Source organism: Lysobacter sp. P5_B9, assembly GCF_054049835.1.
Window position 1 is genome coordinate 846,957 of sequence record NZ_JBFULP010000001.1, and the last position, 23,202, is coordinate 870,158.

At 67.2% G+C, this 23,202-nt stretch carries 26 protein-coding genes; 10 read left to right on the forward strand and 16 right to left on the reverse strand.

Features of this window, described 5'->3' with window-relative positions; translation table 11 throughout:
- Window positions 1-12: 12 nt before the first annotated feature.
- The 4 genes from ACXJJ9_RS04040 to ACXJJ9_RS04055 form a co-directional block, all read right to left on the reverse strand.
- Window positions 13-969, reverse strand: a complete 957-nt coding sequence (locus tag ACXJJ9_RS04040) for a hypothetical protein (RefSeq protein WP_457095929.1) — start codon at window positions 967-969, stop codon at window positions 13-15.
- A 33-nt stretch (window positions 970-1,002) separates the two neighbouring features.
- Window positions 1,003-1,158, reverse strand: coding sequence for a lasso RiPP family leader peptide-containing protein (locus tag ACXJJ9_RS04045; RefSeq protein WP_457095930.1), 156 nt, complete (start codon window positions 1,156-1,158; stop codon window positions 1,003-1,005).
- Between the two features lie 256 nt (window positions 1,159-1,414).
- The gene (locus ACXJJ9_RS04050; protein ID WP_457095931.1) at window positions 1,415-1,579 is read right to left on the reverse strand and encodes a lasso RiPP family leader peptide-containing protein; all 165 of its coding nucleotides are present in this window, start codon (window positions 1,577-1,579) and stop codon (window positions 1,415-1,417) included.
- Between the two features lie 112 nt (window positions 1,580-1,691).
- On the reverse strand, window positions 1,692-3,587 hold the full coding sequence (locus tag ACXJJ9_RS04055) for an asparagine synthase-related protein (protein ID WP_457095932.1): 1,896 nt from the start codon (window positions 3,585-3,587) through the stop codon (window positions 1,692-1,694).
- Window positions 3,588-3,624: 37 nt separating this feature from the next.
- Here ACXJJ9_RS04055 and ACXJJ9_RS04060 point away from each other — a divergent pair, with 37 nt between their 5' ends.
- Complete coding sequence (locus tag ACXJJ9_RS04060; RefSeq protein ID WP_457095933.1) at window positions 3,625-4,725, forward strand: nucleotidyltransferase family protein; 1,101 nt, start codon at window positions 3,625-3,627, stop codon at window positions 4,723-4,725.
- Between the two features lie 29 nt (window positions 4,726-4,754).
- Here ACXJJ9_RS04060 and ACXJJ9_RS04065 read toward each other — a convergent pair whose 3' ends face one another.
- Window positions 4,755-5,210 carry a lasso peptide biosynthesis B2 protein gene (locus ACXJJ9_RS04065; protein WP_457095934.1) on the reverse strand — a complete coding sequence of 152 codons (456 nt, stop codon included), beginning with the start codon at window positions 5,208-5,210 and terminating at the stop codon, window positions 4,755-4,757.
- Window positions 5,185-5,415 carry a PqqD family protein gene (locus ACXJJ9_RS04070; RefSeq protein WP_457095935.1) on the reverse strand — a complete coding sequence of 77 codons (231 nt, stop codon included), beginning with the start codon at window positions 5,413-5,415 and terminating at the stop codon, window positions 5,185-5,187. Before ACXJJ9_RS04070 ends, ACXJJ9_RS04065 begins: the two co-directional genes overlap by 26 nt.
- A gap of 150 nt (window positions 5,416-5,565) precedes the next feature.
- Between ACXJJ9_RS04070 and ACXJJ9_RS04075 the strand changes: the two genes are divergently transcribed.
- A complete protein-coding gene (locus tag ACXJJ9_RS04075; RefSeq protein WP_457095936.1) occupies window positions 5,566-7,215 on the forward strand; it encodes an ABC transporter ATP-binding protein in 1,650 nt (549 codons plus the stop codon).
- A 130-nt stretch (window positions 7,216-7,345) separates the two neighbouring features.
- Here the strand turns inward: ACXJJ9_RS04075 and ACXJJ9_RS04080 are convergent, their stop codons facing one another.
- From ACXJJ9_RS04080 to ACXJJ9_RS04090, 3 genes are all read right to left on the reverse strand, one after another.
- Window positions 7,346-8,191, reverse strand: a complete 846-nt coding sequence (locus tag ACXJJ9_RS04080; protein WP_457095937.1) for a hypothetical protein — start codon at window positions 8,189-8,191, stop codon at window positions 7,346-7,348.
- 79 nt (window positions 8,192-8,270) lie between these two features.
- The gene (locus tag ACXJJ9_RS04085) at window positions 8,271-8,897 is read right to left on the reverse strand and encodes a TetR/AcrR family transcriptional regulator (protein WP_310052103.1); all 627 of its coding nucleotides are present in this window, start codon (window positions 8,895-8,897) and stop codon (window positions 8,271-8,273) included.
- 13 nt (window positions 8,898-8,910) lie between these two features.
- Complete coding sequence (locus tag ACXJJ9_RS04090) at window positions 8,911-9,168, reverse strand: acyl-CoA-binding protein (protein WP_310052106.1); 258 nt, start codon at window positions 9,166-9,168, stop codon at window positions 8,911-8,913.
- Window positions 9,169-9,317: 149 nt separating this feature from the next.
- Here ACXJJ9_RS04090 and ACXJJ9_RS04095 point away from each other — a divergent pair, with 149 nt between their 5' ends.
- A complete protein-coding gene (locus ACXJJ9_RS04095) occupies window positions 9,318-11,309 on the forward strand; it encodes an SDR family oxidoreductase (RefSeq protein WP_457095938.1) in 1,992 nt (663 codons plus the stop codon).
- Between the two features lie 153 nt (window positions 11,310-11,462).
- Here the strand turns inward: ACXJJ9_RS04095 and ACXJJ9_RS04100 are convergent, their stop codons facing one another.
- From ACXJJ9_RS04100 to ACXJJ9_RS04110, 3 genes are all read right to left on the reverse strand, one after another.
- Window positions 11,463-12,431 (reverse strand): restriction endonuclease, encoded by a 969-nt coding sequence (locus ACXJJ9_RS04100; protein ID WP_457095939.1) that lies wholly within the window; start codon window positions 12,429-12,431, stop codon window positions 11,463-11,465.
- Between the two features lie 201 nt (window positions 12,432-12,632).
- On the reverse strand, window positions 12,633-13,154 hold the full coding sequence (locus ACXJJ9_RS04105) for a phasin family protein (RefSeq protein WP_457095940.1): 522 nt from the start codon (window positions 13,152-13,154) through the stop codon (window positions 12,633-12,635).
- Between the two features lie 112 nt (window positions 13,155-13,266).
- Window positions 13,267-14,514, reverse strand: coding sequence for a patatin-like phospholipase family protein (locus ACXJJ9_RS04110; RefSeq protein ID WP_457095941.1), 1,248 nt, complete (start codon window positions 14,512-14,514; stop codon window positions 13,267-13,269).
- A gap of 121 nt (window positions 14,515-14,635) precedes the next feature.
- On the opposite strand from ACXJJ9_RS04110, the gene ACXJJ9_RS04115 reads away from it, so the two are divergent.
- The gene (locus ACXJJ9_RS04115; RefSeq protein ID WP_457095942.1) at window positions 14,636-15,361 is read left to right on the forward strand and encodes an FFLEELY motif protein; all 726 of its coding nucleotides are present in this window, start codon (window positions 14,636-14,638) and stop codon (window positions 15,359-15,361) included.
- Between the two features lie 5 nt (window positions 15,362-15,366).
- Here the strand turns inward: ACXJJ9_RS04115 and ACXJJ9_RS04120 are convergent, their stop codons facing one another.
- Window positions 15,367-15,756, reverse strand: coding sequence for an MliC family protein (locus ACXJJ9_RS04120; protein WP_457095943.1), 390 nt, complete (start codon window positions 15,754-15,756; stop codon window positions 15,367-15,369).
- A gap of 116 nt (window positions 15,757-15,872) precedes the next feature.
- Entirely contained in the window at window positions 15,873-17,648 is a 1,776-nt protein-coding gene (locus ACXJJ9_RS04125; protein WP_457095944.1) for a M14 family metallopeptidase, read from the reverse strand.
- A 183-nt stretch (window positions 17,649-17,831) separates the two neighbouring features.
- On the opposite strand from ACXJJ9_RS04125, the gene ACXJJ9_RS04130 reads away from it, so the two are divergent.
- The 3 genes from ACXJJ9_RS04130 to ACXJJ9_RS04140 all read left to right on the forward strand — a co-directional run bounded on the left by ACXJJ9_RS04130 (window position 17,832) and on the right by ACXJJ9_RS04140 (window position 20,825).
- Complete coding sequence (locus tag ACXJJ9_RS04130; protein ID WP_457095945.1) at window positions 17,832-18,464, forward strand: glutathione S-transferase family protein; 633 nt, start codon at window positions 17,832-17,834, stop codon at window positions 18,462-18,464.
- A gap of 143 nt (window positions 18,465-18,607) precedes the next feature.
- Window positions 18,608-20,170, forward strand: a complete 1,563-nt coding sequence (locus ACXJJ9_RS04135) for a POT-type proton-dependent oligopeptide transporter (protein WP_457095946.1) — start codon at window positions 18,608-18,610, stop codon at window positions 20,168-20,170.
- A gap of 52 nt (window positions 20,171-20,222) precedes the next feature.
- Window positions 20,223-20,825, forward strand: a complete 603-nt coding sequence (locus tag ACXJJ9_RS04140; RefSeq protein WP_457095947.1) for a rhomboid family intramembrane serine protease — start codon at window positions 20,223-20,225, stop codon at window positions 20,823-20,825.
- A gap of 25 nt (window positions 20,826-20,850) precedes the next feature.
- On the opposite strand, the gene ACXJJ9_RS04145 is transcribed toward ACXJJ9_RS04140, so the two are convergent.
- Together ACXJJ9_RS04145 and ACXJJ9_RS04150 are read right to left on the reverse strand one after the other, a co-directional pair.
- Window positions 20,851-21,042, reverse strand: coding sequence for a hypothetical protein (locus ACXJJ9_RS04145; protein WP_457095948.1), 192 nt, complete (start codon window positions 21,040-21,042; stop codon window positions 20,851-20,853).
- A gap of 118 nt (window positions 21,043-21,160) precedes the next feature.
- Window positions 21,161-21,643, reverse strand: coding sequence for a hypothetical protein (locus tag ACXJJ9_RS04150; protein ID WP_457095949.1), 483 nt, complete (start codon window positions 21,641-21,643; stop codon window positions 21,161-21,163).
- Here ACXJJ9_RS04150 and ACXJJ9_RS04155 point away from each other — a divergent pair.
- The 3 genes from ACXJJ9_RS04155 to ACXJJ9_RS04165 all read left to right on the forward strand — a co-directional run bounded on the left by ACXJJ9_RS04155 (window position 21,642) and on the right by ACXJJ9_RS04165 (window position 23,137).
- Window positions 21,642-22,022, forward strand: a complete 381-nt coding sequence (locus tag ACXJJ9_RS04155) for a hypothetical protein (protein ID WP_457095950.1) — start codon at window positions 21,642-21,644, stop codon at window positions 22,020-22,022. The genes ACXJJ9_RS04150 and ACXJJ9_RS04155 overlap by 2 nt on opposite strands.
- Window positions 22,023-22,067: 45 nt before the next feature.
- Complete coding sequence (locus ACXJJ9_RS04160; RefSeq protein WP_457095951.1) at window positions 22,068-22,346, forward strand: GNAT family N-acetyltransferase; 279 nt, start codon at window positions 22,068-22,070, stop codon at window positions 22,344-22,346.
- A gap of 77 nt (window positions 22,347-22,423) precedes the next feature.
- Complete coding sequence (locus ACXJJ9_RS04165; RefSeq protein ID WP_457095952.1) at window positions 22,424-23,137, forward strand: pseudouridine synthase; 714 nt, start codon at window positions 22,424-22,426, stop codon at window positions 23,135-23,137.
- The last annotated feature ends 65 nt before the right edge of the window (window positions 23,138-23,202 follow it).

Consider the following 23,202-nt stretch of genomic DNA (forward strand, 5'->3'; position numbering starts at 1 on the left):
TCGCAGAAACCATCAACGCGGGCGCAGGGCCGCGACCGTTGCCGTGATCCGCTCGATCACATCCGGCAGCAGCGCGTAGTCGCGCGGATAGCTCAGGGTCAATATCGGCGTCTCGCAAACGGCCTGCGCCGCCTGTGCGAACAGGCGTTCGATGTTGTCGTGATCGCCCAGGTCGAGCTGGAAGCTGTTTCGTGTCAGCGCCATGCAGGCCGCCTGCGGCGCGAGCGATTCGATGACGATGGCGCGATCGTCGCGTGCCGGCTGCAGCAACAGGATGGCGTCGATTGCGGCCGCCGTGCCGTTGCCGGCCGGCACGGGCTGGGCCAGGCGGCGCTTGTCGTTGTAGTGCGACATCGGCGTGGATTGGGTGGCGCGTTCGGCGAACAGCGCGCCCAGCGAATCGGGCCACAGGCGCAGGCCCGGATAGCCGGGCACGGCGCGGATCCGTGGCGCAGTGAAGTCGAGCAGCACGCCGTCGTCGCTGAGGACATCGGCACCGCTGCAGGCAAAGGCCGACGCCAACGTGGACTTGCCCATCCCGCTGTCGCCGAGGATGACCAGCACGCGATCGTCCGGCGTGCGCACGGCGCTGCCGTGCAGGACAAGATGACCGCGTTGCGCGAGCAGGCGCGGCAGCACCTGGTCGAGCAGGACGTGGCGGATGGATTCGATGCTGGCCGCGTCGTGCTGCCAGATCAGGATGCGGTCGTCCGGCGTGATCCGGGCCTGGCCGATACCGGGGAAGTCGAAGTAGAAGTCGCGATCGAAGCGAAGGCACCGGAACGCCAGGTCCCCGTGCGGATCTACGAAATCGTGTTGCCAGTCGGGATCAGTCGCCGCCGGGATGATGGCGTTGTCGCTGAGCGCAACGTGAAGGCTTGAATCTGGGGGGAGATCCGCTGGCGGGAGTTCCGGCAGCGGGATCTCGGATGCGATGCCTTGGGACGCGTAACTGTGGAAGGTCGGCATATCGGCCGCAGGCCTGTCCGCGCGCGCCAGGGATCAAGAATGGCGGGTCAGCTGTTGCGGCTTGAATTCGCCCTTCGTGCCCGAACCACCCGCGGTGAGATCGCGGACGCGACCGTAACCGATCAGCTGCGGTGCACTGTAGGCCCGCTGCGCCGGATGGTGGTTCTTCTGGTCCTGCTGGTCCTGCATGTGAGCCCCCTGTGGCTTCTGGAATTCGTCGCGCCGGCCTGTGGCGGCTGGTCGTCACGCGATCGTAACCGAGTGCGATGGAAATCACACTATGTAAACGACGGCAATCACATTCGTGAATAGGGGGCTCGCTCTACGGAGCGAGTAGCCGGGAATGGCAAAGACACGGGATCGCGGTAGCTGTAGCGCCTTGGAAGCTTTGATACAGCACAAAAGTTGGGCCGGCCCGCACGCGGACCGGCCCAACCGAAACCCATCACGCGCGGCGAGTGTACTGGTGGCCGGGCACGGCCTTTTCGCCCTTGGGGCCGGAGCCACCCGCCGTCAGATCGCGGACGCGGCCGTATTGGGTCAATAGCGGCGCGCTGTAGTGCTGGCGCGGCTTGGTGTCGTTCGACGCGGAATCCTGCTTGGCCTGCATGACGTCCCCCTACATCGGCAAAGTGAAATGTGACCCGCGTCTGAATTGCGGGCCGGCCCACTCTAGCTGAATGTGATGGGGTTCACACAAATAAATTTGACAAATCTCGTCTTTACCCTGAACGCCTCAGCCAGGCCCCCAGTGTCAGGGCCTCGCCCGCGGCTTCGAAGGCCTCCGGGGTGGATGCGGCCAGGGCGGCATCGAGCTTGGCCAGGTCGACGTAGGGAGCCAGGACTCCGCGATGCGCCTGCAGCTGCTCGCGGAGCGGGTACCGGCCGCCCCCGGACAGGGCGGCGTCATTGAACCGCCAGCCCAGGCTGGTTTTGTCCCGGCGCATGCGGACCGCCTCCGGCAGGCGGCCCTGCATTGCCCGGCGCAGGATTGCCTTGCTCCAGCCATCGGACTGGCGTTGGCGGTCGGGGAGGGTCACGGCGAATTCGATCAGCTGGCGATCCGTGAAGGGATGGCGTGGCTGGATTCCGTGGACGGCGGCGACGCGGTGATAACGCTCCAGGGCGGTCGTCACATAGGGATGTTGCAGGGCGGCCACGGACTCCGCACCGGCATCCCCGGGTGGAACTGACGGCCGCTGCGAGCGCAGCGTGCCGAGGCGTTCGCCCAGGGCGATGCGATCGGCGAAGTCGCGGGCGATCAGCGAGGTCGCGATGTTCCGCCCGACCTCGTCTCCTTTCCGCCGGTCGCGTACCGCCTGTAGCGCAGGCTGCGGCACGAGGGCGCGCACCATCGCCCGTCCCAGTTGCTGCAGCGTCGATGGGCCGTCCGGGTACATGCGCCGATCCGCGCGTGCGTTGCGGAGTGCCTGCCGCCATCGGCCGCGGCGCATGTGCCGGGCCAGGCTGTCGCCGGCCAGGAACAGGCTGTCGCCATCGACTCCATCCATGACGGCCTGCACGCCCGTGCGCGCGGCCAGCAGGTACTGCGCATGGATCAGGGTCATGGTGCCGTCGAACGGTTCCTCCGAATCAAGCATGCGGTCGCGCAGGGTGTCCGCGATGGGCGCGATGTCAGCGAGATCGACGATCGACGGCTGCAAGCCGGGCAGGGCCAGCATCGCCTCGACCGCCCGGGTCTCCGGGCAGTCGGGCATGGCGCTGTTGATGGCGGAAAACGTGGGCAGCGGGCCGCCGCCGCGGGCACTCAGTTGCTGGCTGGCCACCACCGCAAGCGACGAGGAATCCAGTCCCCCACTGAGCATGCAGCCGATGCGCGCCGGACCTTCCAGGTGGCGCGCAACCGCGCGCTCCAGGATTGCAGTGAAGGCTTCGGCCCATTCGCCATCGGTCTTCGGCGGGTTCGCAGATCGCAGTGGCTGCAATGCCCAGTAGCGCTGCCGGCGACTGCCTTGTGCGTCGATCCACAGGCTGTGGGCCGGCGGCAGGCGCTCGATCTCGCGGTAGAAGGTCGAGGTCTTGTCGATGCCTTCCAGTTGCGTCACCAGGAAATCGGCGATGCGGCCTTCGTTGAACGTCTTCGGCACATCCGGGTGCGCCAGGATTGCGCCGGCGCTGCTGGCGAAGGCGACGAATCGACCCGGCGCGTGATGGAGATAAAGCGGGCGAACGCCCATTGCATCGCGGGCGCAGAACAGGCCGGCGTTGCGCGGGTCATGGATGGCAAAGGCGAAATCGCCTTCCAGGTGTTCGACGCAGCGGTCTCCCCAGCGCAGCCATGCGTGCAGGATCAACCCGGCATCCGTGCCAGTGCCACTGTGCGTGGACAGGCCGAGCTTGCGTGCGAGCGCGGCGGTGTCCTGCAGGCGGCTGTCGGCGACGACGACGCAGCCGGAGCCTGGATCACGCTGCAGCAGCGCCGGAGCGTGCGGCTGTTCGCTGGAGGCCCAGTGGACGCCGGCGAATGCCGCCGAACCGTCCTGCCACTGCTCGTGCACCGACCACGCCGTGCGCACCAGCGCCGACCGCATCGCGGCCAGTGGGGCGGCGGCGGCCGGTTGTCCATCGAGGTGGAGGAAGCCACAGATGCCTTGCATGGAGAGAGGTGCCCGTGTCGCTGGTAGCATCAGTGTGATGGATTTGCGATCCCACGTAATGACGCCGCGACAGTGGCTGGCCGACGCGCTGCGCGACGATGCCGCCGCGTCGACGCCCTGGGACGGAGACGTAGGGCCCTTGCTGGACGCGGCGCAGCTCGAAGGCGTCGTTGCACTGGTGGCCGATCGTTTGCGGCGGATGCCCGCGGGAGATCCGGTGCGCGATGCCTTCCAGCAGGCCAGTCGTGCCGCGGCGGTACAGGGTCTGCTGCGCGATACTGAATGCCGGCGGGCACTGGCGTTGCTCGACGCGGACGGGCTGCCGGTACTCCTGCTGAAGGGGACTGCGGTGGCGTGGTGGCTGTATGCCGAGCCCTACCTGCGCACGCGTGCCGACGTGGATTTCCTGTTCGCCTCGCCGGCGCAGACCGAACGCGCGGCACGGGTGCTGCGCCAGCATGGATTCAGCGGAGGATTCCACTTCGGCGAGCCTGCGCACGAGGTCACCATGCGCACGCGGGTGGCGGGATCGCAACCGCTGGAATTCGACCTGCATTGGAGCCTGTTCAACGCGCCGCTTTTCGCGGGGGTATTTCCCTTCGAAGAACTGCTTGCGGATTCGATTCCCCTGCCGGGCCTGGCACCCACCGCGCGTGGACTGTCGCCACCGCATGCGTTCATCCACGCCTGCATCCACCGCGCCAAGAACCTGCATTTCGGCCCCGGCGATCGCCTGAAGTGGCTGTATGACCTGCACCTCATGGCGCGATGCATGTCGGCTGCGGAGTGGGAGCGGGTGCTCCTGCTATGCCGTCGGCATGGCGTGGGGGGCATCTGCCTGGAAGGCCTGCAGAAGGCGCAGGACAGCTTTGGCGATGGGGCGCCCGCCGCGGTGATCGCCGCGCTTGCGCAGGCAGGTACCGGGGAACGAATCGACGTGCGCCGGCTGGCCGACTGGCGTTACATGCAGTGGATGAACTTCAAGGCCCTGCCCACGCACGCAGCTCGCCTGCGCTGGGTGTGGCAGAGGCTGTTCCCGCCGACCGGGTACCTGCGCGAAATCTACGGCGAAGCCGATGCGGGACGCGGAGCGCTATTGCTGGAGCGGGTGCGGCGCCTGGGACAGCGGCTGGAGTGATGCCGCCTGGGCTGGTGACGCGCGCAGGGTCAGTTCCCCTGCATGTACAACACCGGCGGCAGTTCCCGCGACTGTGCGAGTGGGACGCCATCCAGTTCCACCCACGCGTGTGCATCCAGCTGGTTGCCGGCGCGCCGCGCGCCGATGCGCAGTTGCGCGGGCAGGCCGCGCCGGCACAGCCACCATTGCACGGCCAGCGCCTGGCGCAGGCAGGTGTTCTGCCAGGCGCCATGGCGCCCGGCGATGTTGGCGAGTTCGGCGATGCGCTGGGCATCCGCCATCACATCATCCGTGCATGGCGCCGGCGCAGCAGGGGCATGGGTCAGGCCGAGCAGCGATTGCGTGCGGCGCAGGCCCAGCGTGCGCAGGGCGATGTCGACGAGCGGCACCAGCACCACCAGCCCGAGCAGCCGCGCGCGATCCGTCCACGACAGGCGCCACCAGCGCGGCCAGCGGCCGTCATTCGATGCTGACGAGTCCGGCATCGGCAAGTTGGGTGAGCAGGGCGAGCAGGTCGTGCTCCAGTTGCGCGGGCGCCACGTCGTATTCGTCCAGCAGCGTGCGGTAGGCCGCCTGCACGTCGGGGTCGTGCTGCAGCAACTGCATCATTCGAGTGCCCACGGCATTCAGGCCGAAGTACTGCTCGCTGGCGAGGTCGAGGATCACGGCTTCGTCGCCGGTCTGTTGCATGCGCATCTGCGGCGACGGCCGCGCGCGGCATGCTAGCGTGGGGACTGGATTGGGCACTTGGCGGCGGTTCGTGGATTCGGAAGCAACGGGAGCAGCGTACGGCCGCGCGCGCGCGCGAGTAAAGCCGGCGCCGCAGGGGAGGGGGATGAAGTGAAGCAGCGCGAGGACTATGCCTTCCTTCTGGGTTTGGCGCGACCGTATTCGGGCGCGTTGCTGGGCGTGCTGCTGCTGATGTGCCTGCAAAGCGGCGCGGCGCTCGCGACGCCCTGGCTGGCGGGTCGGTTCTCCGCGGCGGTGCTGGAGGCGCAGCCGGTGGGAATGCTGCTGGCGGGGTGGTTCGTGGTGGTCGTGGCGCAGGCGGTGCTGGGCTACGTCGTGGCGGTACGTTCGCAGGCGGTGGCCTCGCACCTCATCGCCGACGCTTCGATGCGCGTTTTCGACCATCTGCAGTCGCTGCCGCTGCACTGGCATGCCGGCCGCCAGCGTGGCGCAGTGCTGGCGCTGCTGACGCAGGATGTCGCACGGCTTGGGAACTTCCTGACTGGCACGCTGATCTCGCTGGCGCCTTTGCTGCTGACGTGCGCGGGTGCGTTCGTGATGATGGTACGGATCGATCCGGGCATCGGCATCGCGATTGCGTTGCTGGTACCCCTGCTGTTCATTGGCCTGAAGCTCGTAGGCCGGCGCCTGCGGCCGCTGGCTGAGGCGGAGGTCGAGGCCTACGCGCAGCGCTCGGCCCTGGCCGAGCAGAACCTGGTGATGCTGCCGATCGTCAAGGCATTCTCCGGGGAGGGCGCCGAGTCGCAACGTTTTGCCGAGCAGGCGCAGCGGCTGCATGCGCTGGAACTGCGCCAGAATCGCCTGGAGAACCTGATCGCACCGGTGGTCCGGGTGGTCGTGGCGGCGGCGGTGCTGGTGCTGCTGTGGTTCGCGAGCCGTCGCCTGGCCGGTGGCGCCCTGTACGCCGCCGACCTCGTCACCTTGCTGCTGTATGGCTTGCTGCTGACCCAGCCGTTGAGCCAGTTGGCCAATGTGTACGGACAGCTGCAGAGCGCGCGTGGTGCCACGCGACGCCTGGTCGACCTGTTCGCGCAGGCGCGCGAACCCGATGACGGCCGCCAGTCGCTGGCGCAGGTGCGCGGTGAGGTGGTTTTCGAAGGCGTTGGCTTCGCGCACCCCGGACGCGAACCGGTCCTGCGCGACCTCGACCTGCATGTGCGCGCGGGCGAAACGGTAGCGCTCACCGGTCCGAACGGCGCAGGCAAGACCACGCTGGCGCACCTGCTGCTGCGCCTGGCCGATCCGCAGTCCGGCCGGATCACCCTCGATGGCGTGGACCTGCGCGAGCTGAGCCTGCGCAGCCTGCGCGACCACGTCGGGCTGGTCGCGCAGAACGTGCTGCTGTTCAACGCCTCGGTGGCCGACAACATCGGCTATGGCAATGCCGACGCCGGTCGTGCCGACATCGAGCGCGCCGCGCAGGCCGCGCGCGCGCATGACTTCATCGTGGGCCTGCCGCAGGGCTACGACACCGTCGTCGGCGATCAGGGCGTGCGCCTGTCGGGCGGCCAGCGCCAGCGCATCGCGCTGGCGCGCGCGCTGCTCAAGGACCCGGCCGTGCTCATCCTCGACGAAGCAACGGCGATGTTCGATCCGGAAGGCGAGCAGGAATTCATCGCCGAGTGCCACGAGTTGCTGCGGCAGCGCACGGTAATGCTGATCACGCACCGCCCGGCCAGCCTGGCGCTGGCTGATCGCGTGCTCCGCCTTCAGGGTGGCGTGCTGGTGGCGGTGCGCTAGCTGCCCCACTGCCCCCACCCCAACCCTCCCCCGCGATGCGGGGGAGGGAGCGGTGAGGAGTGAGGAGTGAGCAGTGCGCGACTGCTCCTTCCCCCGCTGGCGGGGGAAGGTTGGGATGGGGGCGCGCGCCCTACTCGATCTGCTCCCGCGCGTACGCGGCGTCCAGTGCTTCCATCGCATCGACCGGCTTGACCTTCGCTGCCTTCTCATAGGCCGCGGCTGCGTCGTCCTCCTTCTTATCGCCGTACAACAGCATCAGCACGTTGCCGTGCTCGATGTGGGCGATGGGGGAATTGGGGGTCAGCTTCAGCGCGGTCTTGATGTGCTTCTCGGCCTCGGCGGGCTTGGCGCCATAGGTCATGCCGCCGATCAGCGCGCCGATCTTGTTGACGATCTCGGCGTGATACACCGCCATCGCGGTGTGCGCTTCGGCATGCTTGGGTGCGAGTTCCAGGGTGGTGTCCAGCGCGGTGCGGACCTTGGTCGCGATGCCTTCCTTGAGCGCCTGCACGATCGACAGGCCCTGGCTGTAGCGGCCCAGGGCGAAGGCGAGGCGGTAATGGCTGTTGGCTTCGGCCGGCAGCGCCTTGGCCGCGGCTTCGGCGAGCTGGGCCGCCTGCTCGAAGCGCTTGAGTTTTTCGGCATCGCTGCCGACGAGGTACGTGGCGTGGATGCCGATCGCCTTCACCGCGACCGAGGCGCCGATGGGGCCGAGCTTCTCGCCCGCGTCGAAGGCGGCCTTGAAGTCGCCGTGGTGGAAAGCACGCCACGCCTCCTGCAAGGCTTCCGCCAACGCACCGGCGTCGAGCTTGGGCGCGGCCTTTCCGGCCGCCTTGAGCAGGACGGCGGCGTGCTTCGCGTCCGGGAAGGGCTCGCAGTCACCGGCATGGAGCTGGGGCCATGCTTTCTTCAATGCGTCGCCGGCGTAGGCAAAACCCTTGGCGTCATGCGGAAAGGCAGTCCATTTGGCGGCCATGCGAACTCCTTCAGCCTGTGGGGCGGGTGTCTTGACCCGCCGCAGTGGTGGTCAGCGGATGGTCAAGACCCTTCCTGCATCAATCGATATAGGCGCGGGTTAGGTGGTTGAGGTGCAGGCGTTCGGCGTCGCGCAGGAACGGCGCCAACAGCATCATCACCTGCACGATGCCGGCGCGGATCGCTTCGTGTTCGTCCTTGTCGCCGCGCGCCGAGGCGTAGTTGAGCCAGAACGTCGCGATCACCAGCACGTTGGTTGCGGTCGCGGCCAGTTCGTCGCCGGACGCGCGCATCACGCCGGCCTGCGAAAGCCCGCGCATGACCGAATGCGCCTGTTCGTCGGCGCGCCTGAGGATGCGCGCGAAACGCAGGCGCAGGCGACGGTTGCGGCTGAGGATCTCGACCAGGTCGCGGTAGAGGAAGCGGTAGTCCCAGATCGACTCGAACACCAGGTGCAGCTGCAGCCAGATGTCCTCGAGCCCGGGCAGGCGGCCCTCGGGGGCGGCCAGCGCGGCGTCCATGCGCTCCTCGAAGCGCGCGAACAGCTGCTCGATGATGTCGTCCTTGTTGCGGAAGTGGTAGTACAGGTTGCCGGGGCTGATCTCCAGCTCATCAGCGATGTGGTTCGTGGTGACGTTGGGTTCGCCCTGCGCGTTGAACATGGCCAGGCTGGCATCGAGGATGCGTTGGCGGGTCTGCCGGGCCATCGGTCGCAGCGCCTCAGGCGCGCAGTTTCTTGACCAGGTCGACGTACTTCTTCATGGCGTCGTCCTGGCTGGTGCCCTTGAGCTTCGCCCACGCCTCGTACTTGGCGGTGCCGACGAAATCGAAGAATCCCGGCTTCGCGCCGGACACGTCGCCCTCGGAGCCCTGTTTGAACAATGCATACAGGCGCAGCAGCGTGTCGTTGTCGGGACGCTCGGACAGCGCGTGGACGTCCTTCGCGGCCTGTTCGAATTGGGACTTCAGATCGGCCATGGCGGCGGCTCCGTGCTGGTGAGGCGGCATCACAGCATGGGCCTATTGCACGGTCAATACGGGGAGGCATTGTCGGCTGTCGCAGGCTCTGGCAACGTAGCCCAAGGTCGGCAACCCCCGTTGTGCCGGCGTTCTCGGGAGAGCAAGGCATGAGCTACTTCGTTACCGGTGCCACCGGTTTCATCGGTCGCTATCTGGTCAGCAAGCTGCTGGAGCGCAAGGGCACGGTGCACGTTCTCGTGCGCAAGGACTCGCAGAAGAAGTTCGATGCCATCGCGAAGCAGGCGGGCTGGGACATGAAACGCGTCGTCGTCGTCAACGGCGACATGACCGCGGCGAAGTGCGGGGTCAGTGCGGCGCAGGCCAGGGCGCTGACGGGGAAGGTCAAGCACTTCTTCCACCTGGCGGCGATCTACGACCTGACCGCCGATGCGGCATCCCAGCGTACGGCGAACATCGACGGGACGCGCAACGCGCTGGACCTGGCCGCGGCCATCGGCGCGGGCTGCTTCCACCACACCAGTTCGATCGCGGCGGCAGGCCTGTACCAGGGCGTATTCCGCGAGGACATGTTCGACGAAGCCGAGGGCCTGGACGATCCGTACCTGGCCACCAAGCACGAATCCGAAGGCCTGGTGCGCAACGAAAAGCGCATCAAGTGGCGTATCTACCGCCCGGGCATGGTCGTCGGCCATTCCCAGACCGGCCAGATCGACAAGATCGACGGCCCGTACTACTTCTTCCCCCTGATCAAGAAGCTGCGCGAGATGCTGCCGCAGTGGATGCCGACGCTCGGCATCGAGGGTGGCCGCATCAATATCGTGCCGGTCGACTACGTGGTCGATGCGATGGATCACATCGCGCACAAGCCCAAGCTGGACGGCCACTGCTTCCACCTGACCGATCCGGAACCCATGCGCGTCGGCGAGGTGCTCAACACCTTCTGCCGCGCCGGCCACGCGCCGGAAATGACCATGCGCATCGACGCGCGCATGTTCGCCTTCGTGCCCAGTGGCATCCGATCCGCGGTGGGCAACCTGCCGCCGGTGAAACGCTTCATCGGCATGCTGCTGCGCGACTTCAAGATCCCGAAGGAGGTATTGAAGTTCATCACCTATCCGACCCGCTTCGACAACCGCGAGGCCGAGCGCGCATTGCGCGGCAGTGGCATCGCCGTGCCGAGGCTGGACGACTACGCCTGGCGCCTGTGGGATCACTGGGAACGCAACCTGGATCCGGACCTGTTCGTCGACCGTTCGCTGAAGGGCAAGGTCAAGGGCAAGGTCGTGGTGATCACCGGTGGCTCCTCCGGTATCGGCCTGTCCACGGCGCAGCGCGTGGCCGAGGCGGGCGCGATCACGGTGATCATCGCGCGCGGCGAGGCAGAGCTGTTCAAGGCGCGCGATGAGATGAAGAAAGCGGGCGGCAAGGTCTTCGCCTACACCGCCGACCTGTCCGACATGGCCGATTGCGACCGGCTGGTGAAGCAGGTGCTGGAGGCGCACGGCCACGTCGACGTGCTGATCAACAACGCCGGCCGTTCGATCCGCCGTTCGATCGAGCTCAGCTACGACCGCTTCCACGATTTCGAGCGCACCATGCAGCTGAACTATTTCGGCAGCCTGCGCCTGATCATGGGCTTCATGCCCGGCATGACCCATCGCCGTCGCGGTCACATCATCAACATCTCCTCGATCGGCGTGCTGGCGAATTCGCCGCGCTTCTCGGCGTATGTCGCGTCGAAGGCGGCGCTGGATGCGTGGAGCCGCTGCGCGCAGGGCGAGTTGTCGGGCAAGGGCATCAGCTTCACCACGATCAACATGCCGCTGGTGAAGACGCCGATGATCGCGCCGACCAAGATGTACGAGAGCGTGCCGACGTTATCCCCGGAAGAAGCCGCCGACCTGGTGGTCAAGGGGATCATTGAACGCCCCAGCCGGATTGCCACGCGCCTGGGCATCTTCGCCTCGGTGGTCAACGCGGTGGCGCCCAAGGCCTACGAAGTGGTGATGAGCACGGCGTTCGAGCTGTTCCCGGACTCGGCCGCCGCCAAGGGCGACAAGGCCGCGCTGCGCCGTGAATCGCAGCCGAGCAACGAACAGATCGCCTTCGCGGCGCTGATGCGGGGCGTGCACTGGTGAAGATCCGCGGTCACGAGCCGCCCTGTCGGCGGCGGCTTGTGCAGGGTTTGCGGCGCGGCATGGATGCCGTAGGGCAGCGATCCCAAGGCGACGAATGAAGAACGCGGCGCATGCGCCGCGTTCTTGTCTGTGCCGCTGTCGGTCGCTACAACGCTAGTACGTCGCGCACTGCAGGAACCGCGACGGCCGCGCGGCACCCGCTGGCGGCTGGAGATGCAGGCGCGAGGTGCGCAGGGACTCGTATTTCTCCACGACATCGCAGATGCCACGGACCGGATTGGCGTTTTCGTCGATGAGATAGACCAGCAGGGTCGAACGCGTGCTCCACATGGCGCGCTCGACGCCGGGCAGGGTAGAGACCATGCGGATCACCTCGTCGCGTTGCTCGCCCTCGCTGATAGGGGCGGCGGCGTGGACGGGAGTGGTCGCCGTCGTCGTCGTCGCTGCGTTGGCAGCCGGGCTCGGGGCGGCGGTAGTGGCAGCGGTAGCGGTAGTGGTCGTGGCGGCGACCGCGGGAGCGCCGTCTGCGGTTTCGCCTTTCGGCATCACCACGGCACCCGCCAGTCCCAAAGCCAGGGCGCCTGCCCAGGCGATCGCAATGTGGCGCGTGGCTGCATGCCGGGCCTTGCCGGCGAGTTCGTCCCGTACGCCCGGTGCCAACTGCGCCTGCACCATTGGCCAGAGCGTGTCGCCATCGATGAGGTCGACGCGGGCCGCAACCTTGCGCGCAGCCGGTTCGGTCACGCCGGGAGTGGCCACCACGCCACCGGCAGCGCCATGGAAGCGCACTGCGTCGGTCATGTCGCTGACGTTGGCCGGGGTAATGCGGTAGTTCAGGCCCTGCTTGCAGGCGAGCAGCCATTCCTCGCCGTCGCGCCTGAGGTGGATGACGGAATCCTGGCCACGTTCGGCGGCGTCCTCGATGGCCTCCGGCTCGAAACCGCGACTGCGCAGGGCCGCGACAACCAGGCGGGAAAATTCACGCCAGCGCATGGCCGACAGCAGCCTCAGGCCTTCCTCACGCTCCGTGCGGGGCTGCTGCACCAGCCACAACCAGGCGGTGGCGACGCCACCGATCACTGCGGTCACGGCGAGTGCGAGCAACAACGATGAAGCCGCCATGGTGTCCTTCCGTAGAGCCGAGGCCGGAACTATACGTCAGGGTGCCGAGGGCGAGAATGTGAAGAGCGTCAGCGGACCCGACAAAAAAAGCCCGCCAGTCCAAATCGCAGGGGGAGGGGAGCTGCGTGACGGGACTGGCGGGCAGGAGGACGGCGGGATGCCCGAAGGCGTCCCCGATCGGTGCGGTTGGATCGGTGCGGCTTACGCCGCTGGAGTGGTGCGGGCCTTGCGGGCGGCCGGCTTCTTTTTCACGACCTTGGCCGCCTTCTTCGCGGCCGGCTTGCCGCCCTGCTTGCGCAGCTCGGCGGTGAGGGTGTCGACCTTGCGGGTGAGGTCGGCCAGGTCATCGCGGCCCGGCACGCCCAGCTTGGTCAGCGCGCGCTGCACGCGGTCTTCGAAGACCTTTTCGAGGCGGTCCCAGGTATCGGTCGCGCGTTCGCGCGCCTGGCCCACCTTGCTCTCGACGGCGCCGCGCACCGCATCGGCCTGGCCGCCGGCGAACTTGAGCGCGTTGTTCTCCAGCTTCAGGCCTTCCTTGATCAAGGCCTCGAACAGCTTGGTCCCTTCCGTCTGCGCGCGGCTGAAGGCGCCGACGCCGGCAAGCCACACCTGCTGGGCGGATTCGCTCAGGGTCTTCGACAGCTGATCGGCCTGCTTGCTGGTCGCCTTGGTCGCCTTGGTGGCGCGGGCGGTCTTCTTTGCGGTCTTCTTGAACTTCGCCATGACGATCCCTGAGGGTGGGTGATGGCACCAAGATCGCGGCGTTGTCTAGAGTTTTCACACCAAGAAAGCGATCGCCTGCGCGGCCCGGACAACCATCAGGTGATGGCGCCGATCAGTGCGTCCGCCGCGAGGCGACCATCGCGTCGATGTCGTCCAGCGCGCGGTGCAGGCGCGCCGTCGTTTCGGTCTTGCGCGGGCGCCGGTCGAGCCCGTCGAGGATGGACCGCTGCGTGTCGGCGGCGATGTCCGCGCGCACGCTCAGCCCATGGGCGGCGAGCAACGGCGCCAGCGTTTCGGCGCGATTGCGCAGGTCGGCCATCACGTTGCGGTAGGCGATCTCCGCGATGCGCTGGCGATTGGCGAAGCTGAAGGCGTTGCTGAAGAACAGCTCACCATCCTGGGCGTTGGGTTCGAAGATCAGCTGGTCGATGTCCGGGAACTGCTGGCGGTGCTTGACCAGGCCGATCTGCATGCGCGACTGCAGCAGGGTACGGAACGTCTGCGACAGCACGGCGGGCAGGCCGCCGGCGGCGAGGCGACCGGCATGGGCCGTCGGCAGTCCCGCATCGGCGCCGGAATTGAATGCCACCAGCGGGTTCACGCCGAGCATCAGGTCGATGCCGCGTTCCAGCACTACCGAGGCATGCATGGTGCGGCGCAGGGCGCCATCGACGAAGTGGCGGCCGCGCACTTCCACTGGCGGGTACAAGCCTGGCAGCGCGGCACTGGCCTGGATGGCCTGCGAGATCGGCACGTCGTTCCACTGGTCATCGCCGAAACGCACGGCCTCGCCGCTGTCGAGGTCGACGGCGATGACGAACAGGCGCGACTCGAGCTGGCGGAAGTCGTTGGTGCGGCCGCGGCGGGTGAAGACATCGCGCAGGAAGCGCTCGACCTCGGCATTGTCGAACAGGCCGGTGGGGACCAGTCCGCCGAAGCGGGTGACGAAGTCCGGCCAGCGCAGTTGACCGGGCGAGAAGAGCAGCTCGCGCCACCAGTCGGCGGCAAGGCGCGGCAGGCTGGAGGCGCGGCGCATGTATTCGAGGAAGGCCGGACGCATGAAGGCTTCCGACCGGAACTCCACGTCGTCGCTGTCGCCGGTGAGGAAGATGCGGCACATCTCCTCGGTGCCGATCCGGTTGGCCAGGGCCGCGGCGAGGAACGCGCCGCTGCTGACGCCGACGTAGCAATCCAGGCGGGACAGGTCGAGGCCTTCGATGGCTTCGTCCAGTGCGCGCAACGCACCGAGCTCGTACATGCCGCCAATCGGACCGCCGCCGGCGACGGCCAGGCCGATGCGGGGTGGGGTCTTGTCGGAAGCCTTGCGCGCCCGTTGACGGGCAGTGTGGAAGGACAGCATTCGCGCGGGTATGGACCAGGTCGGCCGAGTGTAGCCGACCCTCCCGACCCGAACCGCGATGGGCGCCGGGTTTGCGCCGGGCGGTTGCCACCCGCGCGTCCGCCCCGGATCATCCGGCTGGATGTCACGCACGAACGATCTCCCCAAGCGCCTGGGCTGCCTGCTGGCCCGCCACCAGGCCCTGCACGATCCGCGCCGCGAGCCGCGCAATGGCCTGCGCTGGGTGCCGGAAGTCCGGCGCTGGCAGGCCGAGCGCCTGGAGGCGAGCTTCGACCGGTTCCTGCGCGACCCGCGCCGGCGTCCCGCGGCGCAGTTCTTCCTCAATGACGTCTACAACGACCGCGACTTCAGCCGGCGCGACGCCGATATCGCCAGGGTCCTGCCGATGATGCAGAGACTGCTGCCGGGCGCGCTGCTGGGGACCCTGTCCGACGCGATCGAACTGGGCCTGCTCACGCACGCCTTCGACCTGCGGCTCGCCCGCGCGCTGGAGGAATCCGGGGGACAGCGACGCACGCTGGACGCCGCGTTGTATGCGCAGGTCTATCGCGACGCCGGACTGCCGCGCCTGCGCACGCACCAGATTGATCTGATTTCCCGCGTGGGCACCGGCCTGGCCGGCGCCCTGCGGATGCCCGGGGTGGCCATGCTGCTCAGGCTCTCGCGCGGCCCGGCGCGCGCGGCGGGGGTGGCGGAATTGCAGGGCTTCCTCGAACGTGGTTTCGAGGCTTTCGCAGGGTTGGGCGATGCGCGCGGCTTCATCGACGAGATCGAAGCGGACGAACGCGACGTAGCGCGCCGCCTGTTCGCTGGCGTCCCGGATCCCTTCCGCGGACGCATGGCGTAAGCAGGCTAGCCGCGGTCCTTGCGGCACTCCAGCGGGGACTGGCCGACGAGCGCCAGGCTCACCTTGCCGGGGCGGCTCCAGAATTCGTTGCCTGCGGCATCGGCGAAACGCGCGCCGTCCTCGTTGGCCATCGACTTGAGCGTCAGGGTGCGTTCCGGAGTTTCGAGCGTGATGGATTCCAGCGAGTCGTCATCGAAGTGGGTGGCGACGCTGATGCCTTCGCAATGCCAGCGAGTCACGACCGATGCCGTCTTGTGTGTCGATGCCGGCATGGCCGCGGCCGTATCGGCTTCCGCGGGCGTCGCGGCTTTTTCGCTCGTCGGGTTGCATGCACTCAGCGAAACGGCGAGCACGGAAGCGGCGAACAACAGTCGTGGGCGGAAGCAGGCGGCCATGGTGTAGCTCGAATGGAATAGGCGCAGGAGGCGACCGGCGCAGGCTACACCCACGTCGATAGTGATCGTGCCCGCGGTGCGTGAGCGCAGTCACATTGCAGCGATGACGCGTTTGTTCATGGTGAGCGGTTCAGGCGCAGCACCGGATAGACGTTGTAGGACCGGTCCCAGGACGGATGCAGGCGGGCGAAGAACTCCAGCCGCGCCGCCGGGTCCCTGGCGAAATCGGGCTCGTCCCTGAGGCGCTGTTCGAAGCGCGCCTTCAGCGCCTGATCCTTCGCCAGCATCACGCGAGCGACTTCCTCGGCAACGTAGTCCTCCATGTATTCCTTGCGCTCGAAGGCGGTATTGAACTCGCCCCAGGCCAACAGCGCGTCCGGTGCCTGGGGTTCGAGCAGCGCCATCAGCAGGCGCGCCTTGGCTTGCGCGATCGGCACGAACAACGCACCAGCGGCCAGGTCGCGCTGTTCCGGAGTCCATGCGCCCGTTGCATCGAGCCTCTGGTGGCCTTCGAAGGATTGCGCGGCGAATTTCGCCTTGTCCGCATGGAAGGCTTCGACGGCCGCACCGGGCACCGGCGCCTCGAGGCGGCGGAATTCGATGCCGTGTTGCTGCAGTTTCGCGCCCACCCAGGCCGCGTGCGCGGCCGGCACGAGATAGCCCGCGCGCGGCGCGTCCACGACATGGTCGGGCACGATCTCGTCGCGCAGCGGAATGTTCCAGACCTGTGGCCTGGTCTCGTCGTAGCGCGTCATCAGCGCGCCGGAAACCTCCGACGGGGTGCGCGTGTAGGCGTACCCCTGGAAGGCGATCGTGCGCGCCTTGCCGGTGGCCTTGTAGTCCAGTGCGACCGGTTGGCCGCCGAGTTTCGCGGCGCGCTCGTCCGCCGCGCGTTCCTGCTGCAGCCAGTCCTTGCCGTGCGCCGCGACCAGCCCGGCGGCGGCAAGTACCGTGTTGCGGGTGATGCGCACGCGGGTCGGGTAATCCTTCCACGAATGCGTTTCGACCAGCATTCCGAGCCGGTTGCGCTGGGAGAAGTAGCTTTGCGAGAAGCGGGGTTGGGCGACGCCATGCTCGAAGCCCGAAGCGGGGTTGTCGCTCTCCACGAACGAGGGATAGAACGGCAGGGGCATCGAACCCTGTTTCCTGAGTTGCGCGAGCACACCGTCGCGCCACGCCTTGCCGACCTTGCGCAGGGGTTCGTCGGCGCCTTCGGTGGGTTCGACATTGATCGAGACGTCGTGCTGGAACTTCGCGCCATCGGTGACGTGCAGGTCCATCATCGCCAGCGGATCCCACTCGTTCACCAGCCGCAGCATCGCCTGCATCTCGGGCGCGTCGGCCTTCATGTAATCGCGGTTGAGGTTGTAGTTCTGCGCCGTGGTACGCCACCCCATTTCCTCGGGGCCGCGCTGGTTCGGACGGTTCCAGGCGCCGAAGCGTTCGTGGCCGTCGACGTTGAACACGGGCACGAACAGCAGCACGAGCCGGTCCAGGGGATTGTCCTTGACCTTGCCGGCCAGCAGCTCGCGCAGCAGCAGGAAACCCGCGTCCTTGCCGTCGATCTCGCCGGCGTGGATGCCGCCTTGCACCAGCAGCACGGGCAGGCCGGCATCGCGCGCCGCCGATGCGTCCAGCTTGCCGGTGGTGCTGACCGCGAGCGCCTTCATCGGCCGGCCTTCCGGTGTGGTGCCGAAGTCAAGGCAGCGCACCGCTTCGGGATAGTGCTGCTGGAAGGCCGCGCACAGTGCGAGCACTTCTTCATAACGCCCGGTCTTGATGAAGCCGCTGCGTTCCGAGGTGGTGGTGAGGTCGGGGGACGCGGACGCGGCCTGGGCATGGGCGTTGATGGCGGCAGTGAGGCCGGCGGCGAGCACGAGGGTGCGGAGCATGGTCAGGTTCGCAGTCGAGGTTGGGAGGAGGTGCGCGGATTGGCGAAGGCGACAGCGGCGCGATCTTAGCGGGGTGCGGCATGGGAAGGGCGGCGCCCGGCGTTTGCTGTTGCCGGCGTGCTGTCAGCAGCCGACACGGCCACTGCATGCGATCATCAGCGCACAGTCCTTCGGAGTTGTCGCATGTATTCGCTCTACTACGCCCCCGGTGCCGCCAGCATGCTGGTCCATTGGCTCCTGATCGAACTTGGCGTGCCGCACGAATTGCGCCTGGTCGATACCAAGTCGGGGCAGCAGAAGTCGCCCGAGTACCTTGCGCTCAACCCCAACGGCGTGGTCCCGACGCTGATCGACAACGGCGTGCCGCGCTTCGAATGCGCCGCGCTGGTGATGATGCTCGCCGAGCGTCATGGGCAGCCCGGGCTGGCGCCCGAAATGGACAGTCCGTTGCGCGCTCAGTACCTGCAATGGATGTTCCATCTTGCCAATGCGGTGCAACCGCTGTTCCGGATCTGGTGGTATCCGCATGAGGTGGCAGGCGCCGAGAACGAAGAGGCCGCACGCGAATGCGTCCGTCCCCGCATCGAGGCCGCATGGGACCGGCTCGATGCGCACCTGGGCGCACACGGTCCGTACCTGCTCGGCGACCGGGTCAGCCCCGCCGATTTCTATCTCACGATGCTGATGCGCTGGTCGCGCAACATGCCGCAGCCGGCAACGACGTGGCCGCACCTGGCGGCACTCGCGCAGCGGATGAAGACGCGGCCCTCGTTCGCGACGTTGTATGAACGAGAAGGCCTGACCGAATGGGCCTGAACGCCTGAAACAGACGGTGGCGTTTGCCGGATGCCGGCCGCGACGGCGATGTTAACCTGCCGCGGGCCGGCGGGCTTGCCCCGCCGTTTTCCTGACCCTCGAAACTGCCGGCCTCCGGGGCCGGCGTGGACCCGCGCGATCCCATGACAGCAGCCATCGAAACCGCCAGCGCCGGGAAGCTACCCCGGCAGATCCCCTACATCATCGGCAACGAGGCCTGCGAGCGCTTCGGCTTCTACGGGATGCGCAACATCCTCACCCCGTTCCTGGTTTCGACGCTGCTGATGTACATCGCCTCGCAGGGCGAGCGCGAACACATGGCGAAGGATGTGTTCCACACCTTCGTGATCGGCGTGTACTTCTTCCCGCTGCTGGGCGGCTGGATCTCCGACCGCTTCTTCGGCAAGTACAACACCATCCTGTGGCTGTCGCTGGTGTACGTGCTGGGCTTCGTCTGCCTGTCCCTGTTCGTCGACAATCCCACCGGCTTCTACGCCGGGATGCTGCTGATCGCGCTGGGATCGGGTGGCATCAAGCCACTGGTTTCGGCCTTCGTCGGCGACCAGTTCGACCAGAGCAACAAGAGCAAGGCCAAGGTCGTCTACGACGCGTTCTACTGGACGATCAATTTCGGCAGCTTCTTCGCCTCCCTGCTGATGCCGATCTTCCTGCGCGGCTTCGGTCCGGCGGTGGCGTTCGGCATTCCCGGCGCGCTGATGTTCCTGGCCGTGGTGATCTTCTGGGCCGGACGCAACAAGTACACCCACGTGCCGGCCTCGCCGCCGAACCCGCATTCCTTCCTCAACGTCGTGCGCACGGCGCTGACGGCGCGGCAGGCCGGGCAGGGGCGCATGGGGCTGGCGATGGCGGTGCTGGGCGTGGTGCTCGCGCTGGGCGCGTTCGGAATGTGGCTGGCCGGTTCGCTGGAATTCGTACCGGCGTTCTGCCTCGCCCTGGTGCTGGTGATGGCCTTCGGCGGCTTTGGCGCGTCGATGCAGCTCGAGCGCGCACGCGGCGCGCATCCCGATGGGGCCGTCGACGGCGTGCGCGCCGTGCTGCGCATCCTGATCGTATTCGCACTGGTCACCCCGTTCTGGTCGCTGTTCGACCAGAAGGCGTCCACCTGGGTGATCCAGGGCGAGCTCATGACCAAGCCGGAGTGGTTCCAGGCCGCGCAGATGCAGGCGCTGAACCCGGCGCTGGTGATGCTGATCATTCCCTTCAACAACCTCGTGCTGTATCCGCTGCTGCGCCGAGTGGGCATCGAGCCCACGGCACTGCGCCGCATGGGCACGGGCATCGCGTTCTCGGCCGTCGCCTGGGTCGTCGCCGGCTGCCTGCAGTTGGCCCTCGACGGTGGCGACCCCGTGTCGATCGTCTGGCAGGTGCTGCCCTACGCGCTGCTGACGATGGGCGAGGTCCTGGTATCCGCGACGGGACTGGAATTCGCCTACAGCCAGGCGCCGACGTCGATGAAGGGAACGATCATGAGCTTCTGGATGCTTTCGGTGACGGTCGGCAACCTGTGGGTGTTGCTGAGCAACGCAGCGGTGCGCAACGAGGGCGTGACTTCGAACATCGCGCAGACCGGCCTGAGCGAAACCGCTTTCCTGATGTTTTTCTTTGCCGGGTTCGCGATGCTGGCGGCGCTGGCGTTCGCGTTGTATGCGCGGCGTTATCCGATGCAGGACCACTACCGGGCCTGAGGTGCGCTGATTTCATGCGTGGACTGAAACTGGAACGAGGATCTTCTGAGCAATGCTGACCATCATCCTGATCGCGGTGACCGCAGCGGTGTCGTGGATGGCCTTCGAACGGCCCGCCGTCCTGCAGCGGCTCATCCTGTGGCCGCCGGCGATCGACAAGAACAAGCAGTTCGACCGCCTGCTCACGCATGGCTTCATCCATGCGGACTGGTCGCACCTGCTGTTCAACATGATCACGCTGTACTTCTTCGGCCGCGTGGTCGAACACGAGATGACCCGTTTCATCGGCCCCGTCGGCTTCGTGCTGTTCTACCTGTCGGCGATAGTCGTGGCGATCCTGCCGACCTACATGCAGCACCGGCACGATCCCCGCTACAGCAGCCTCGGTGCTTCGGGGGGCGTGTCGGCGGTGTTGTTCGCCTCGATCCTGCTCGATCCGTGGATGTGGATCATGGTGCCGTTGCCGGTGCCCGGATTCCTGTACGCGATCGGCTATGTCGCCTATTCGTTCTGGAAGGATCGCCAGGGCGGCGGCAACGTCAACCACAGCGCGCACTTGTCGGGCGCGGCGTACGGCGTGATGTTCATGCTGCTGATGGAGCCGAGCGTGCTGCAGTCGTTCCTGGTGCAGATGATGAATCCGCGCTTCCTCTAGGAGCCGCACATGGGAGCCGCGCAGTTCACGCGGCGTAGCGCACCCTGGGCGACGAGCCCGGCTCGGATGCGCCGTAGGCGGCAAACAACCTTGCCTGGATGACGGCGTCGATCGCGGCCAGTTCGTCCGCGTTTTCTTCCGGATGGTCGGACAGCTCGAAATAGCGGCTCATCAGGACTTCGTCGCTGGACTGTTCGTGGGTGTGCGGGTTAGCCATGGCTGGTTCTTCGCGGGTTGCGGAGTGAAGACAGCTGCCGGTACTTGGCTGGGGGCATCCGGCGCCCGCTGCAAGCACATCAACGTATTCGGGTGACGTGGGCGGTCAGCACCTCCGCTCACCCCGCGTGAATGCCGCGCATGCTATCCGTCGCAGCCGCAGAGGCGCGCACTCGCGCTGACCACGGAGGCAGCATGGCAACGCGCAAGACCACGGGGACGACCCGCAAGGCGGCCACGAAGGCGGCGAAGAAGGCCGCACACCGCAAGGCCGCGGCACGCAAGGCGCCCGCCAGGAAAGTGGCGAAAAAGGCGGCGAAAAAGGCGGTGAAGAAGGCCGTCGCGAAGAAGTCCGTCGCAAAGAAGGCCGTCCGCAAGGTCGCCAAGCGGTCGGCTTCCAAGAAAGTGGCGCGCAAGACTGCGGCCGCGCGCAAATCCACCGCGAAGCCGGCGGGCAAGGCCGTCGTTGCGAAGGCGGGCAAAGCCCCGGCACGCAAGGTGGCAACAGCCGCGAAGGCGGCGAAATCAGCGAAAGTGGTGAAGAAGGCTGCGAGCAAGGTCGCGAAAAAGGCGCCGCTGCGGCCGGCACGAAGCAGTTCCATGCCCGTTCGCCCGGTTGCCGCCACCGGCGCGCCACCGCTCCAGGCCACCGCAGGCCGCGCTGCGCCGCCGCGCAAGGCGACCTCGCGCGCCCGCAAGCCGCCACACCACATCACGCCCGAACAAGCCCTGGCGAACACCCGTGAGTTGCTGGAAGCCAAGCATGCCCGGGAGCGCGAGACGCCGCCCTGGCGGCAGCTCGACCCCGACCATGGCCATCCTGCGCCCCATGCCGCACCGGCCCGGAATGCGGAACAGGAGGCCGCGGCCCATGCCCACGCCGAGGAGCTGCATCGGGCAGAGAGCCGGATGGACGCCACCCAGGGCAGCATCAGTGAACGGGATCGCCATCGCCAGGGACGCCAGGATGCGAAGCACTAGACTGGCTCTCTCGTTATTCCGTCCCGGAGCCCCCGCCTGAACGTCATGCAGCGCTATGAAGTCCACCACGACCCGGTCGCCCACCGTTTCACCACCGTCGTCGATGGCCTGGAAGCCGAGGTGACCTACCACTACGACGGCGACATCCTCGTGATCAACCACACCGGCGTGCCGCGACTGGTGGAGGGCCGCGGCATCGCCTCCGAGCTGGTACGCGCGGCCTTTGAATTCGCGCGGGGTGCCGGCCTCCGGGTGCGGCCGGCGTGTTCCTACGCTGCGTTGTGGGTGCAGAAACACAAGCAGTACGGCGACCTGCTGGCGTAGCCGCACGATCGCCCGCGGCAAGGCGGAGGGCGAAGGGGCGTATCATTCCCGGCCGCTCCAGGACCCCGCTCCACTTCATGCGCCTCAACAAGCACATCAGCGACACCGGCTACTGCTCGCGCCGCGAGGCCGACCGCCTCGTCGCCGAAGGCCGGGTCACCGTCAATGGCCTGCGTGCACGCGTGGGTGCCGAAGTGGGCGAGGGCGATACCGTCCTCGTCGACGGCCAGAAGCTGCAGGTCCGCACCGCGGGCAAGGGCCAGCGCAAGCACGTCTATATCGCCTTGAACAAGCCGGTCGGCATCACCTGCACCACGGAGTCGACGGTCAAGGACAACATCGTCGACTTCGTCGGCCACGAAAAGCGCATCTTCCCCATCGGCCGCCTCGACAAGGATTCGGAAGGGCTGATCCTGCTCACCAGCAACGGCGACATCGTCAACGAGATCCTGCGCGCCGAGAACAAGCTGGAGAAGGAATACCTGGTCGCGGTGAACCACGGCGTCACCGACGAATTCCTGCGCGGTATGAGCCGTGGCGTGCCCCTGCACGGGCAGACCACGCTGCCTTGCCGGACCGGCAGGCTGGGCAAGGTGGGGTTCCGCATCACCCTGGTGCAGGGGCTCAACCGGCAAATCCGCCTGATGGCGGCGCATTTCGGCTATCGGGTGAAGCAGCTGGTGCGGGTGCGCATCGGCAACGTCAAGCTGGGCCACCTCAAGATCGGCCAATGGCGCAATCTCACCGATGCCGAGCTGCGAGGCCTGCTCCCGCAACGCACCGACTGGTGACCCGCGGAGTGCCGGTTAAAGCGGCGATTCGCGTTCAAATGTGAATACGGAAATCACGTTCCTGC

Bases quoted from the DNA above. Each gene is read 5' to 3' on its own strand.
- ACXJJ9_RS04040 (WP_457095929.1), bottom strand. From the start codon at position 969: ATGCCGACCTTCCACAGTTACGCGTCCCAAGGCATCGCATCCGAGATC.
- ACXJJ9_RS04045 (WP_457095930.1), bottom strand. From the start codon at position 1,158: ATGCAGGACCAGCAGGACCAGAAGAACCACCATCCGGCGCAGCGGGCC.
- ACXJJ9_RS04050 (WP_457095931.1), bottom strand. From the start codon at position 1,579: ATGCAGGCCAAGCAGGATTCCGCGTCGAACGACACCAAGCCGCGCCAG.
- ACXJJ9_RS04055 (WP_457095932.1), bottom strand. From the start codon at position 3,587: ATGCAAGGCATCTGTGGCTTCCTCCACCTCGATGGACAACCGGCCGCC.
- ACXJJ9_RS04060 (WP_457095933.1), top strand. From the start codon at position 3,625: ATGGATTTGCGATCCCACGTAATGACGCCGCGACAGTGGCTGGCCGAC.
- ACXJJ9_RS04065 (WP_457095934.1), bottom strand. From the start codon at position 5,210: ATGCCGGACTCGTCAGCATCGAATGACGGCCGCTGGCCGCGCTGGTGG.
- ACXJJ9_RS04070 (WP_457095935.1), bottom strand. From the start codon at position 5,415: ATGCAACAGACCGGCGACGAAGCCGTGATCCTCGACCTCGCCAGCGAG.
- ACXJJ9_RS04080 (WP_457095937.1), bottom strand. From the start codon at position 8,191: ATGGCCGCCAAATGGACTGCCTTTCCGCATGACGCCAAGGGTTTTGCC.
- ACXJJ9_RS04085 (WP_310052103.1), bottom strand. From the start codon at position 8,897: ATGGCCCGGCAGACCCGCCAACGCATCCTCGATGCCAGCCTGGCCATG.
- ACXJJ9_RS04090 (WP_310052106.1), bottom strand. From the start codon at position 9,168: ATGGCCGATCTGAAGTCCCAATTCGAACAGGCCGCGAAGGACGTCCAC.
- ACXJJ9_RS04095 (WP_457095938.1), top strand. From the start codon at position 9,318: ATGAGCTACTTCGTTACCGGTGCCACCGGTTTCATCGGTCGCTATCTG.
- ACXJJ9_RS04100 (WP_457095939.1), bottom strand. From the start codon at position 12,431: ATGGCGGCTTCATCGTTGTTGCTCGCACTCGCCGTGACCGCAGTGATC.
- ACXJJ9_RS04105 (WP_457095940.1), bottom strand. From the start codon at position 13,154: ATGGCGAAGTTCAAGAAGACCGCAAAGAAGACCGCCCGCGCCACCAAG.
- ACXJJ9_RS04110 (WP_457095941.1), bottom strand. From the start codon at position 14,514: ATGCTGTCCTTCCACACTGCCCGTCAACGGGCGCGCAAGGCTTCCGAC.
- ACXJJ9_RS04115 (WP_457095942.1), top strand. From the start codon at position 14,636: ATGTCACGCACGAACGATCTCCCCAAGCGCCTGGGCTGCCTGCTGGCC.
- ACXJJ9_RS04120 (WP_457095943.1), bottom strand. From the start codon at position 15,756: ATGGCCGCCTGCTTCCGCCCACGACTGTTGTTCGCCGCTTCCGTGCTC.
- ACXJJ9_RS04125 (WP_457095944.1), bottom strand. From the start codon at position 17,648: ATGCTCCGCACCCTCGTGCTCGCCGCCGGCCTCACTGCCGCCATCAAC.
- ACXJJ9_RS04130 (WP_457095945.1), top strand. From the start codon at position 17,832: ATGTATTCGCTCTACTACGCCCCCGGTGCCGCCAGCATGCTGGTCCAT.
- ACXJJ9_RS04135 (WP_457095946.1), top strand. From the start codon at position 18,608: ATGACAGCAGCCATCGAAACCGCCAGCGCCGGGAAGCTACCCCGGCAG.
- ACXJJ9_RS04140 (WP_457095947.1), top strand. From the start codon at position 20,223: ATGCTGACCATCATCCTGATCGCGGTGACCGCAGCGGTGTCGTGGATG.
- ACXJJ9_RS04145 (WP_457095948.1), bottom strand. From the start codon at position 21,042: ATGGCTAACCCGCACACCCACGAACAGTCCAGCGACGAAGTCCTGATG.
- ACXJJ9_RS04155 (WP_457095950.1), top strand. From the start codon at position 21,642: ATGCCCGTTCGCCCGGTTGCCGCCACCGGCGCGCCACCGCTCCAGGCC.
- ACXJJ9_RS04150 (WP_457095949.1), bottom strand. From the start codon at position 21,643: ATGGAACTGCTTCGTGCCGGCCGCAGCGGCGCCTTTTTCGCGACCTTG.
- ACXJJ9_RS04160 (WP_457095951.1), top strand. From the start codon at position 22,068: ATGCAGCGCTATGAAGTCCACCACGACCCGGTCGCCCACCGTTTCACC.
- ACXJJ9_RS04165 (WP_457095952.1), top strand. From the start codon at position 22,424: ATGCGCCTCAACAAGCACATCAGCGACACCGGCTACTGCTCGCGCCGC.